The organism is Mesorhizobium sp. M0410, assembly GCF_040321435.1.
Taxonomy (GTDB): Bacteria; Pseudomonadota; Alphaproteobacteria; order Rhizobiales; family Rhizobiaceae; genus Mesorhizobium.
On the sequence record NZ_JAMYRN010000002.1, the window covers coordinates 372,002 to 384,180 of the forward strand.

Here is a 12,179-nt window from a genome sequence, read left to right on the forward strand (position 1 = left end):
GACAGAAAACGTGCAGATCAAAACCATCAAGGCCTACCATGTCGTCCAGCCCTTCGTTGACGGGCCTTACCGCATGTCCAAGGGGCGCGTCGCCGATGCGTTCGACGCGGTGATCGTCGCCGTCACCACCGATAGCGGGCTCACCGGCTGGGGCGAGATGGCGCCGCTCGGCAACTTCTATTCGCCTGCCTTCGCCGCCGGCACGCGCGCCGGCGTCGTCGAGATCGCGCCGCATCTCATCGGCCATGACCCACGCGGGCTTGCCAGTATCAACAGGCTGATGGATACGGTGTTCAAGGGCCATCCCTACATCAAGTCGGCGCTCGACATGGCATGCTCGGATCTCGCGGCGCGCGCCGCCGACGTGCCGCTGGTCACGCTGCTTGGCGGACGCGAGAGCGAGACGGCCGAACTCTACAGGGTCGTCACCCACGGCACCGTCGACGCGATGGCCGCACTCGCCAAGCGCATCGTCAACGACGGTTTTCATCGGCTGCAAGTCAAGGTCGGCGGCAACGTCCATGACGACATCGAACGCGTCACAGCCGTCGCCGCCGCCGTGCCGAAGGGCACCGTCATCTTCTGCGACGCCAATGCCGGCTGGACGCCTTACCAGGCGCGCCAGTTCGCCGATGCGACGCGCAACATCGACTACACGTTCGAGCAGCCCTGCACGACGATCGACGAATGCCTGTCGGTGCGCCGCTCGCTCGACAAGCCGATGGTGCTCGATGAATCCGTCGCCTCGCTGGACGATATGCTCGACATCCATCGCAAGGGGGCCGCCGACGGGCTGACGCTGAAGATCTCACGCCTTGGCGGCGTCACCAAAACGCGCCAGATCCGCGACCTTGCCGTCGACCTCGGCTTCATGATCACGGTCGAGGACACTGGCGGCGCCGAGATCGACACATCGGCCATGGCGCATCTGTCGCTGTCGACGCCGGAGGAGCGCCGGCTGCACGCCATCGCCTTTCACGAATGGGTGACGGTGCGCACCGCATCCAACATGCCGCCGGTTTCGGGAAGCCGTATGGGCATTCCGGATGGGCCGGGCCTCGGCATCGATGTCGTTCCCGGCCTGCTCGGTGCGCCCTTCTTCGAAATCGGCAGCTGAACTGCAATAAGGCTGCACCGAATCAACCTGAATATGCCGCGTCCTTCTGACTGCGGAGGCACGGCCGTGTGGATTGACCGCTCATCCAATCGTCTTCGACCGATTGCAGAGCGGCAATGCCCAATTGCCGGTTGAAATATTTTTCATTTGCAAATAGAAATGTTCAAAACGTTGATTTGGACGCTGCGGCGCGTCAGGAACTGGAGGAAGCGACATGTCCCATCCGCAATTTGCAGCGGAACTTCTGCAGCGCGCTGAACAGCAGGGGCCGATCACCATCGGGCTTGCCGGCGCCGGGCAGATGGGCACCGACATCGTCGTCCAGGTCGCGCTGATGCCGGGCATGCGGATCGGCGCCATTTCTGAAGTCAGGCCGCAGGCAGCGATCGACGCGGCGCTGCTCGCTGGCCATGACCATTCCGACATCGTTCAGGCCGGCAATGCCGCGGCGATCGACCGCGCCATCGAGGCGGGCAAGATCGCGGTGACCGAAGATTTGCATGCGCTGGCGGCGGCCGGCCGGATCGACGTCATCATCGACGCAACGGGCAATCCCAATATCGGCACGCTGTTTGCGCTCGAAGTAATGAAGAACGGCAAGCATATCGTAATGCTCAATGTCGAGGCCGACATCACCATCGGCCGCTTCCTGAAGGAGGAGGCACGCAAGGCCGGCGTCGTCTATACCGGTGCCGCCGGCGACGAGCCCGCCTGCACGCTGGAGATCATCGGCTTTGCTAAAAGCCTCGGCTTCAACATCATCGCCGCCGGCAAGGGCAAGAACAATCCGCTGAAGATCGACGCCATGCCGGCCGACTACGAGAAGGAGGCGGCCGAGCGCAACATGAATGCGCGCATGCTGGTCGAATTCGTCGACGGCTCGAAGACGGCGATCGAAATGGTGGCAATCGCCAATGCGACCGGCCTGGTGCCCGATGTGCCGGGCATGCACGGCCCGACCGCGACGCTGGAGGAGCTGGCAAGCGTGCTTTGCCCGCGCGAGGATGGCGGCGTGCTGCACCGCAAGGGCGTTGTCGATTACTCGATCGGCAAGGGTGTGGCGCCCGGCGTGTTCTGCATCATCGAGACCCGGCATCCGCGTGTGCTGGAGCGCATGATCGACCTCAAGGTCGGCCAAGGCCCCTATTTCACGATCTTCCGGCCCTATCATCTGACCAGCCTGGAAGTGCCGCTGTCGGCGGCGCGCGCGGTCGTCTACAAGCGTGCCGACATGGAGCCGCTCGACCATCCGGTCGCCGAGGCGGTGGCGGTTGCCAAGAGCGATCTCGGCGTTGGCCAATCTCTCGGCATGATCGGCGAGAACGACTATCGTGGCTTCGCCATGACCTGGGAGGATGCGCGCGCCCGCGGCGCCCTGCCGCTCGGCCTTGCTGAACGCGCCAAGGTGGTCAAGCCGCTCAAGACCGGCGACTTCCTGACCTATGAAAATTGTGTACCCGACGATTCGATGGTGATAACCCAGATCCGCCGCCGTCTCGACCAGTCAGACGGACGGTTCGCCACCAACGCGGCCTGACCCCGCCGGATCTCCGCCTGATGGAAGATGTCGTAATCGGGATCGACGCCTCGACCACGGCCGTGAAGGCAATTGCCTTCTCGCGCGACGGCGAGGAGCTGTTCCAGGCGCGCGAGCCGTACCCGCTTTCAAATCCGAAGCCCGGCCATTTCGAGCAGGACGCCGAACATTGGTGGACGGCGCTGCTTGGCGCATTGAAGCAGGTCACCGAGGCGGTCGGCGCTGCGCGGGTGGCGGCGATCTGCATCGCTCATCAGCGCGAGACCTTCACGCTGGTGGACAGCGCCGGCAAAGCACTCATCCCGGCGATCCTGTGGCTGGACGAACGCGCCCGTCCGCAGGTTATCAGGCTTTCGGCCGAACTCGGCCGCGAGGCGATCCGCGACTGGAGCGGCAAGCCGCCGGACCCGACGCCGGCACTCTACGCCGTCGCCTGGCTTACCGAGCACCAGCCTCAAGTGCTTCGCCAAGCAGCGGCGCTGGTCGACGTGCATGGATTCTTCGTCCAGCGGCTGACCGGGCGATTGGTCACCAGCACCGCAAGTGCGGATCCGCTCGGGCTGCTCGACGTCGAGAAGGGCACTTGGCGTCCAGAGCTCGTTGCGGCGGCGGGGCTGCAACTGGAGCAATTGCCCGAGCTGGTCGCGCCGGGCGTGGTCTGCGGCAATCTTTCCGCAAGCATAGCGCAGCTGACCGGCCTGAAGGCCGGCACGCCGGTTGTTGCCGGCGCCGGTGACGGCCAAGCTATGGGCCTTGGCATGGGCGTCTACGGCGAGGGCAAGAGCTATCTCTCGCTCGGCTCCGGCGTGGTCAGCGGCTGCTATTCCGGCAAGGTGAAAACCTCGGACGCTTTTCGAACGCTGGTCTCGCCGACCGGCTCCGGTTTCATGCTCGAGACCGTGCTGCGCTCGGGCATGCAGCTGGTCGACTGGATCGTTCGCACGACCGGTTCGCCGTCGGTGGCAGCGCTGGAGAAGGCTGCGCTGGATGTTGCCGCGGGCAGCGAGGGCCTGCTCATCATGCCCTATTGGGCCGGCGTCATGAGCCCCTATTGGGACGGTGCGGCGCGCGGCGCCATTGTCGGCCTGTCGCTCGACCACCGGCCGGAGCATCTCTTCCGCGCTGTCCTGGAAGGCATCGCGTTCGAGCAGGCCGTCGCCACCGAGGCCATGGAAGCCCGGGCGGGCGGACCGGCGGCGATGATTGCCGCGGGCGGCGGCACCAATTGCGCGCTGCTCATGCAGATCATGGCAAGCGTGCTCGAGCGGCCGCTCTCGGTCTCGCCGGTCAACGAAGCCGCCGCGCTCGGCGCTGCCATGCTGGCGGCAGCGGCTGTCGGCTGGTTTGCCTCGCCGGAAGCCGCCGCGCAGGCAATGGCTGCCGCTCCCGCCAGGCATGTCGATCCTGTCGACGGGCTTGTCGCCGCCTATCGCGACCGCAAGGCAATCTACCGCGACCTTTACCAGGCGACGCGCGATATCCACGCCCGCCTCGGCGCTCTCCGCGAAATCTAGCGGTTGAGCAGCCCCTTTGCCGCGTCTTCGTCGGTAATCAGAACCGATACCTTGGTGTTGGCGAGCGCAGCCCGCATCACCGCAACCTTCTCGCTGCCTCCCGACACCAGGATGATGCTCGGGATATCCGACAGATCCTGCAGCGGATAGGCGCAGACGCGGCGGTTGACCTCGTGGTCGACCGGGCGGCCCTTGGCGTCGATGAAATGACACAGAATATCGCCGACGGCACCGGCCGCCTGCAATTCCTCCAGTTCGCTTGGCTTGATGAAGCCATAATTGGCGATCGGGCTGTCGTTGGAAAACGAGCCGACGCTGAGCACGGCGATGTTTGCCCGGCGTGCGCGGAAGACGACGTCCTGAACGCTGCGCTGGCTCATGAAGGCGTCGCGCTGCTCCGGCCTGTCGGCATAGACCGGCACCGGCAGCAGGAAGCATTCCGCACCGATCTTTTCGGCGAAATCCCAGGCGCTTTCTGTCGGGTTGAGCGGCTGGGCATGGGTGAGGCCGCCAAGCATCGAAACCACCGTCGTCCTGGCGATGGGCCGCCGTGGCAATTCATTGATGGCGAATTTCAGTGTCCGCCCCCAGCCCAGCGCGATGACATCGCCGGCATTCACATGGTCGGCCAGGTAGGCGGCAGCGGCGTGGCCGATCATCAGCGGCGCATTGCTTCGGTCGGCTGCCGACGGCACGACCACGGCCTGGCTGAGCCCGAACCGCTGCTTCAGGCTTTCCTCCAAAATCACGCATTCGACGACGCTGTCACGGATGCGAAACTGGACGACCCCCTCTTCGCGGGCGGCGGAGAGAATGCGATGCACCTTGATGCGGCCGACGCCGAGAATTTCGGAAATCCGTTCCTGTGTAAGACCCTCGACGTAATAGTGCCAAGCGGCGCGGGCCTTGAGTTCGGCGTCGGGGAAGCGCGAGGCTCTTTCGTTCTCCACGATCGTCATCTGTTTGCCTTGCCGCAGCCGCCGGCTCTGCTCATGAAATTCCAATGCGGCGACTTCGAAATGCCCAAGATTTCGGAGACCTTGCGTAAGCCAAACCGGCGGACAGCGCAAACCCGTCCTCGAATGAAGCGGCAGGCCTTGACAATTTTCCCACGAACAGTTTAGCTGAACAAAATTGCATGTTAAAGATAAATTGTTCACAGGGAGGAGCCTGGTGAGCAAAGTGGCGCGGTGATGCAGCGCCGGATTGCTGTGGAGGAGACAAAGTGGCTGTGAGCAACGACACAAGCAATTTGAAGGCAGGCGAGTTGAAGGCAGGCTCTGGCGCGCAGGCTACGGCGGGCGCAAGGTTTTCAGCTGTCTTTGCCGGAACCATGGGTCCGCTGATCGGGCTGGTTCTGCTGTGCCTGGCGCTCTCGCTGACTACCGACACGTTCCTGACCATCCGCAACATCCTCAACGTGCTCGACCAGGTCACCGTGCTCGGCATCATGGCGATCGGCATGACGCTGATCATTCTGATCGGCGGCATCGACCTGTCCGTCGGCTCGGTGCTGGCACTGGCTTCCATGGTGATGGGCTTCGTCGCCCATCCGGACTATCTCAATCTCGGCCTGCCCGCCGGCATCGCCGCGGCCCTCGTCGTCGCCGGTCTTTGCGGCCTGGTTTCGGGCCTGCTGGTCACGATCACCAAGCTGCCACCCTTCATCGCCACGTTGGCGATGATGTCGGTGGCGCGCGGTCTCGCCAACATGATCACCGACGGCTCGCAGATCGTCGGCTTTCCCGACTGGTTCACCAGCCTGTCGATCATCCGCCATTTTGGCTTCCTCTCGATCACCGTCGGGCTGATGATCGTGCTTGCCGTCATTTTCGCAATCTTCCTGAACTACCGCGCCACCGGCCGTAGCCTGTACGCAATCGGCGGCAGTGCCGAAGTCGCCCGGCTGTCCGGCATACCGGTCAAGTCGCTGACGAACTGGGTCTATGCGATCTGCGCCGTGCTGGCCGGCCTCGCCGGCATCGTGCTTGCCGCGCGGCTCGATTCCGTCCAGCCGAGCTCCGGCCTCGGCTACGAACTCGACACCATCGCGGCGGTAGTGATCGGCGGCGCCAGCCTGTCGGGCGGCGTCGGCTCGATCGGCGGCACCGCCATCGGCGTCCTCATCATCGGCGTGCTGCGCAACGGGCTGAACCTGCTCGGTGTCTCGCCCTTCATCCAGCAAGTGGTTATCGGCGTGGTGATCGCGCTGGCGGTGGCCACCGACACCTGGCGGCGCCGAGCACAATGAAGAATGGGCACAATGAAGAATGGGCACAATGAAGAATTGGGCTCAATGAGATTCGCCCTGATATTCGGGCGAAAACGGATCGGTGATCCGAAACTGGGAGTTGTTCGGCCAAGGGGCGCCGCGATGCGCGGGCAGGACAGATTGAACATCAACGGAGGAATAAACATGCTGACCAAACGTTCATTGCTGCTTGCCGCCGCGGCCGTCATCCCGCTGCTTGGCCTGTCCGATATGGCCTCGGCCAAGGAGGCCAAGAAGCTCGGCCTCGCCGTCGCCAATCTGCAGGCCGACTTCTTCAACCAGATCAAGCAGTCCGTCGAAGCCTACGGCAAGGAAAAGGGCATAGAGGTCGTTACCGTCGATGCCAAGGGCGATTCGGCGACCCAGGTCAGCCAAGTGCAGGACCTGATCACGCAAAACATCGACGCGCTGATCTACATTCCGGCCGGCGCCACCGCCGCCACCGTGCCGACCAAGACGGCCAAGGCGGCCGGCATCCCAGTGATCAATGTCGATCGCAACGCCGACGGCGCACCCGGCGACACATTCATCGCCACCAACAGCGTGGCATCGGCCAAGGCGGTTTGCGACTACATCGCCAAGCAGGCCGGCGGCAAGGGCGAGTTGATCATCATCCACGGCCAGAAGGGTACGACGCCCGAGGTCGATCGCTCGAAGGGCTGCGGCGAAGCGTTGAAGGGCTATCCCGACATCAAGGTGGTCGGCGAATTGTGGAGCGAAGGCTGGCACCAGGACGAAGGCTTCAAGCTGACGCAGGATCTGTTGCAGTCGCATCCGGATGTGTCGATCGTCATCGGCCAGGCCGACGCGCTGGCGCTCGGTGCGGCGCAGGCGGTAAAGGTCGCCAATCCTGGCCACAAGGTCTGGGTTGCCGGCTTCGACGGCGACGTGGCGGCGCTCAAGGCACTGAAGGACGGCGTCTTCGACGTGACGGCAACGCAGCAGACGCAAGGCATGGGCCGGCTTGCCGTCGACGCGGCAATCAAGCTGGTGGCCGGCGAGACCATTCCCGCCGAACAGCTGCAGGATGCGACTTTGACCACCAAGGACAATGTCGAGCAGTTCATCGCCAAGCATCCCTGATTGAGACCAGTCCGGCAGTCAACGAGCGCAACGATGTCCACCGATCCTCGCCATACGCACAGCCCCCATAACGGGCTCGTCGTCAGCGGCCTCTGCAAGAGCTACGGGCCGGTGCAGGTCCTGGCCGATGCGAGCTTCGAGGTGCGGCCGGGCGAGGTCGTGGCGCTGCTTGGCGAAAACGGCGCCGGCAAGTCGACCGTCTCGAACATCATCGCCGGGTCGACGAAACCCGATGCCGGCACCATCACCTGGCGGGGGAACCCTTATTCCCCCGCCAATCCTGCCGCGGCGATCGACGCCGGCATCGGCATGATCCACCAGGAGCTGAAGCTCTTGCCCGATCTGTCGGTCGCCGAAAACGTCTATGTGGGGCGCCTGCCGATGCGCGGCGGCCGCATCGACCGCGCGGCAATGAATGCACGGGCATCGGCCCAGTTGAAGCGCCTCGGCCTCGATGTCCCGCCCGAGCGCAAAGTGCGCACGCTGCGTATCGCCGCCCAGCAGCAGGTCGAAATCGCCAAGGCGCTGACGCTCAATGCCGAGCTGCTGATCTTCGACGAACCGACGGCCGCCCTTGGCGGCGACGAAACGGAGCTCCTGTTCCAGCAAATCCGCAAGCTCAAGGCGGAAGGCATGTCCTTCATCTATATTAGCCACCGGCTGGACGAGATCGCCCAAATCGCCGACCGCGTGGTGGTGATGCGCGACGGGCGCATCGTCGCCCGGCACGAGCGCGCCGACATTCCGGTGCGCACCGTGGTCGAGCAGATGGTCGGCCGCAGCGTCGAGCGGATGTTCCCTACGGTATCGGCGCCGGGCAACGACACGCTGCTCGAAGTCGAGAACCTGTCCTCGCCGGAACGCAGCTTTCAAAATGTCAGCTTTTCAGTGCGGGCCGGCGAAATCCTCGGCATTGCCGGGCTGATCGGCGCCGGACGCACGGAGCTGGTGCGGGCGATCGCCGGTGCCGATCCGATCTCATCGGGTTCGGTGCGCGTCGCCGGCAAGCCGGTGCACCTCAATGGCCCGGCGGCGGGGATCAAGGCCGGCGTCGTTCTCGTACCGGAAGACCGCAAGGCGCAAGGCGTGGTGCTCGATCAGACGATCGGCGAGAACCTGGCGATCGGCAATTTCGACCATGTCGCGCCGAATGGCTGGGTGTTCCCGAAGGCGGTGCAGAAATTCGCCGAGGCCGGCATTCGCCGGCTCGGCGTCAAGGGCCGGCCGAACCAGGCGGTCAGCAAGCTCTCCGGCGGCAACCAGCAGAAGGTGATCATCGCCAAATGGGTGTCGCGCCCGCCCAAGGTGTTCATCCTGGACGAGCCGACGCGCGGCATAGACGTCGGTGCACGCGCCGCGATCTATGATGTCATCGCCGACCTTGCCCGTTCCGGCATGGCGGTGGTGGTGGTGAGTTCCGATCTCGAGGAAGTGCTCGGCCTGTCGCATCGCGTGCTGGTGCTGAGCCGCGGCCGGCAACGCGGCATTCTCGACCGCAGCGAAGCGAGCAATGTCGCCGTGATGGAACTCGCCACGAGCTAGGACGGCCCATCGAAACAAAGCGCAGCAGGTGGTATCCTCCCGGGCACCAGACCGCGCGGGGCGCCAGCAACAGAGTTGGCGCCCCTTTATTTCCGGAGGACGGCGGTTGGAACAGAGGGACCGACGATGAAACTATTCGAACTTCATGGTGACGTGGCACTTGTTACGGGCGCCGGCAGCGGCATCGGCCAAGCAATCGCCATCGGCTTGGCCGGGGCCGGCGCCGACATAGCCTGCTTCGGCCACGCCTCCAAAGGCGGGCTGGAGGAGACCGCGCACCGGATCACGGCACTTGGCCGCAAGGCGCTGGTGCTGAACGGCACGGTGACTTCAGAGGCCGATCTTGCGGCCGCGATCGAGCGTACGGAGAAGGAACTCGGCGCGCTGACGGTCGCCGTCAACAATGCCGGCGTCGCCGGAGCTGAGCCGGCCGAGACGCTGTCGCTGGAGAAATGGCAGAAGCTCTACGACGTCAATGTCAGCGGCGTGTTCCTGTCCTGCCAGGCCGAGGCCCGCGCCATGCTGACGCGGCGCAAAGGCTCGATCATCAACATCGCCTCGATGTCGGGCTCGATCGTCAATCGCGGCCTGACCCAGGCGCATTACAATTCGTCGAAGGCCGCGGTCATCCACATGTCGAAGAGCCTGGCCATGGAATGGGCCGATCGCGGCCTGCGCGTCAATGTCGTCAGCCCCGGCTACACGCTGACGCCGATGAACAAGCGACCTGAGGTCGCCGACCAGGTCAAAATCTTCGAGCGCGACACGCCGATGGGCCGCATGGCGGCGCCGGAAGAAATGGTCGGCCCGACCGTGTTCCTGGCCAGCCGCGCCTCGAGTTTCGTCACCGGCATCGACCTGATCGTCGATGGCGGCTTCGTCTGCTGGTAGGAGAAAAGATGCAGAAGCGATTCCAGGGAAAAACGGCGGTCATCACCGGCGCCAGCGGCGGCATTGGGGCGGCAATGGCCAGGCGCTTCGCCGCGGAAGGTGCGGCGGTCGTCGTCAGCGCCATCGACGCGCGCGTCGATGAGGTTGCCGCCGACCTGAAGGCTGCGGGCGCCAGGGTCGCATCGCTGCGCATGGACGTGACCAGGAAGGACGAGGTCGTCGCCCTCTATGACCTGGCCGAGCAAGAGTTCGGCCGCGTCGACATCTCCGTGCAGAATGCCGGCGTCATCACCATCGCCAGGATCGAGGCGATGACAGAGGCCGAATGGGACAAGGTGATGGCGGTCAACACCAAGGGCGTGTTCCTGTGCTGCCAGGAGGCGATCGCGCGCATCCGCAAGCACGGCGACGGCGGCCGGCTGATCAACACCGCATCCGGCCAGGCGCGGCAGGGCTTTATCTACACGCCGCATTATGCGGCCTCGAAATTCGGCGTCGTCGGCATCACCCAGAGCCTGGCCAAGGAAGTGGCAAAGGAGAAGATCACCGTCAACGCGATCTGCCCCGGCATCATCGACACCGACATGTGGGCCTATAACGACGCGGCGTGGGGCAAGCTGATGGGCGATTACAAGCCCGGCGAACTGATGGCCGAATGGGTGAAGAACATCCCGATGGGCCGCGCCGGCAGCGGCGAGGATGTCTCCGGCCTGGTCAGCTTTCTCGCCAGCGACGATGCAGCCTACATCACCGGGCAGACCATCAATGTCGATGGCGGCCTGATCATGTCGTGAGGATACTCGGGCGCCAGTGCCCTGTCCGAATTGCATGACCGTGACGGCATTACGCGTTGCGAGACATGAATGTTGGTATATATAATTTCATCCCATGAAACGGCTCTGGCGAGATGGGTTCGCCAGGCCGACAGCTGAGATCATGGGACCTTGATGGCTCGCACCTTTCAGAGCGCCGCCAGACCGGCGATCGATCCGCGGACTGCCTTGGCAGCAATCCATCAGCAGCCATGACACGGTCCCCTCCGGCACATCTTCACAAAATTGGGCATCATCCGCTCTGCGCCGCTTCAGCGCCGGCAGCAATCTGGCGCCAACGCCCTTGCGCAACGACCAGCTTTTCCAACACAATCAAAAAAAGACGCAAGAAGGGAACGAACGATAACTTCACCAGAGCTTGACAGGAGAACAAGCATGTCACTTCGGAACATGATTTCGAGTTTCTCAATGGGAGCCTTAATACTTACCGCGGCGAGCGCGCTGACGTCTTCGGCCCATGCGGCAGCGCCGGAATCCAACGACCCGATCAAGATCGCGCTGTTCGACTGGACCAGCGTCAATCTGAACGCCAAGATCCTCGGCGGCATCCTCGAAAAGCTCGGCTACACCGTCGAGTATCCGACCGCCGACTATCTCTCCAGCCTGACCACCGGCCTGACCAATGGCGACATCGATGTCGGCCTGGAATTCTGGGACACGACGGCCGGCGAGGCGATGAAGGCCTCGGACGCGACCGGCCAGACCGAACGCCTCGGCAAGCTCGGACCCAAGGCCAAGGAAGAATGGTGGTTTCCCGAATATATGAAAGAGAAATGCCCCGTCCTGCCGAACTGGGAAGCGCTGAAAGACCCGAAATGCGCCGAAGCATTCTCGACCGCCGAAACCGCGCCGAAGGGGCGTTATCTCGGCGGCCCCGTAACATGGGAAGGTTTTGACGACGAACGCGTCGAGGCGCTGAAACTGCCCTTCACCGTCATCCATGCCGGTACCGATGCGGCGATGTTCGCCGAACTGGACTCGGCCTATCAGCGCAAGGCGCCGATCATGCTGTGGATCTATTCGCCGCATTGGGCGCCGGCTAAATACAAGGGCGAATGGGTCGAATTCCCCGACTATACGCCGGAATGCTACAACGACCCGAAATGGGGCGTGAACCCCGACGCCAAATATGACTGCGGCAAGCCGCATGGCGAGATCTGGAAATATTCCTGGGCCGGCATGAAGGACAAATGGCCGGTCGCCTACAAGGTCGCGAAAAACTACACGGTCGATACCGACGAGCTCAACAAGATGAGCGGCGAGATCGATCTCGAAGGCAAGACGCCGGAAGATGTCGCCGCCGCCTGGATCGCCGCCCACGAAGCCGACTGGAAAGCCTGGGCCGAGTGACCGTCTGACTGGAAACGCGACGACCCGGCCATTCAGGGCC

General features: G+C 63.9%; 10 protein-coding genes. 9 read left to right on the top strand and 1 reads right to left on the bottom strand.

Going from position 1 to position 12,179, the window contains the following annotated elements; translation table 11 throughout:
• The first annotated feature begins 10 nt into the window (after nucleotides 1-10).
• From NKI63_RS03910 to NKI63_RS03920, 3 genes are all read left to right on the top strand, one after another.
• Nucleotides 11-1,117: a mandelate racemase/muconate lactonizing enzyme family protein gene (locus NKI63_RS03910; RefSeq protein ID WP_352505279.1), complete on the top strand. Its 1,107-nt coding sequence runs from the start codon at nucleotides 11-13 to the stop codon at nucleotides 1,115-1,117.
• Between the two features lie 214 nt (nucleotides 1,118-1,331).
• Complete coding sequence (locus NKI63_RS03915) at nucleotides 1,332-2,654, top strand: NAD(P)H-dependent oxidoreductase (RefSeq protein ID WP_254820384.1); 1,323 nt, start codon at nucleotides 1,332-1,334, stop codon at nucleotides 2,652-2,654.
• 20 nt (nucleotides 2,655-2,674) lie between these two features.
• On the top strand, nucleotides 2,675-4,168 hold the full coding sequence (locus NKI63_RS03920; RefSeq protein WP_352505280.1) for a xylulokinase: 1,494 nt from the start codon (nucleotides 2,675-2,677) through the stop codon (nucleotides 4,166-4,168).
• Here the strand turns inward: NKI63_RS03920 and NKI63_RS03925 are convergent.
• Nucleotides 4,165-5,127 (bottom strand): sugar-binding transcriptional regulator, encoded by a 963-nt coding sequence (locus NKI63_RS03925; RefSeq protein ID WP_352505281.1) that lies wholly within the window; start codon nucleotides 5,125-5,127, stop codon nucleotides 4,165-4,167. The genes NKI63_RS03920 and NKI63_RS03925 overlap by 4 nt on opposite strands.
• Nucleotides 5,128-5,435: 308 nt before the next feature.
• On the opposite strand from NKI63_RS03925, the gene NKI63_RS03930 reads away from it, so the two are divergent.
• The 6 genes from NKI63_RS03930 (at nucleotide 5,436) to NKI63_RS03955 (ending at nucleotide 12,139) form a co-directional block, all read left to right on the top strand.
• Entirely contained in the window at nucleotides 5,436-6,419 is a 984-nt protein-coding gene (locus NKI63_RS03930; RefSeq protein ID WP_502900458.1) for an ABC transporter permease, read from the top strand.
• A 165-nt stretch (nucleotides 6,420-6,584) separates the two neighbouring features.
• Nucleotides 6,585-7,523 carry a sugar ABC transporter substrate-binding protein gene (locus tag NKI63_RS03935; RefSeq protein ID WP_254820381.1) on the top strand — a complete coding sequence of 313 codons (939 nt, stop codon included), beginning with the start codon at nucleotides 6,585-6,587 and terminating at the stop codon, nucleotides 7,521-7,523.
• A gap of 33 nt (nucleotides 7,524-7,556) precedes the next feature.
• Complete coding sequence (locus NKI63_RS03940; RefSeq protein WP_352505283.1) at nucleotides 7,557-9,065, top strand: sugar ABC transporter ATP-binding protein; 1,509 nt, start codon at nucleotides 7,557-7,559, stop codon at nucleotides 9,063-9,065.
• Between the two features lie 126 nt (nucleotides 9,066-9,191).
• Complete coding sequence (locus NKI63_RS03945; protein ID WP_352505284.1) at nucleotides 9,192-9,956, top strand: SDR family oxidoreductase; 765 nt, start codon at nucleotides 9,192-9,194, stop codon at nucleotides 9,954-9,956.
• Nucleotides 9,957-9,964: 8 nt separating this feature from the next.
• On the top strand, nucleotides 9,965-10,750 hold the full coding sequence (locus NKI63_RS03950) for an SDR family oxidoreductase (protein ID WP_352505285.1): 786 nt from the start codon (nucleotides 9,965-9,967) through the stop codon (nucleotides 10,748-10,750).
• Between the two features lie 414 nt (nucleotides 10,751-11,164).
• The gene (locus NKI63_RS03955; RefSeq protein WP_352505286.1) at nucleotides 11,165-12,139 is read left to right on the top strand and encodes an ABC transporter substrate-binding protein; all 975 of its coding nucleotides are present in this window, start codon (nucleotides 11,165-11,167) and stop codon (nucleotides 12,137-12,139) included.
• Nucleotides 12,140-12,179 lie beyond the last annotated feature (40 nt).

Bases quoted from the DNA above. Each gene is read 5' to 3' on its own strand.
- NKI63_RS03915 (WP_254820384.1), top strand. From the start codon at position 1,332: ATGTCCCATCCGCAATTTGCAGCGGAACTTCTGCAGCGCGCTGAACAG.
- NKI63_RS03920 (WP_352505280.1), top strand. From the start codon at position 2,675: ATGGAAGATGTCGTAATCGGGATCGACGCCTCGACCACGGCCGTGAAG.
- NKI63_RS03925 (WP_352505281.1), bottom strand. From the start codon at position 5,127: ATGACGATCGTGGAGAACGAAAGAGCCTCGCGCTTCCCCGACGCCGAA.
- NKI63_RS03935 (WP_254820381.1), top strand. From the start codon at position 6,585: ATGCTGACCAAACGTTCATTGCTGCTTGCCGCCGCGGCCGTCATCCCG.
- NKI63_RS03940 (WP_352505283.1), top strand. From the start codon at position 7,557: ATGTCCACCGATCCTCGCCATACGCACAGCCCCCATAACGGGCTCGTC.
- NKI63_RS03945 (WP_352505284.1), top strand. From the start codon at position 9,192: ATGAAACTATTCGAACTTCATGGTGACGTGGCACTTGTTACGGGCGCC.
- NKI63_RS03950 (WP_352505285.1), top strand. From the start codon at position 9,965: ATGCAGAAGCGATTCCAGGGAAAAACGGCGGTCATCACCGGCGCCAGC.
- NKI63_RS03955 (WP_352505286.1), top strand. From the start codon at position 11,165: ATGTCACTTCGGAACATGATTTCGAGTTTCTCAATGGGAGCCTTAATA.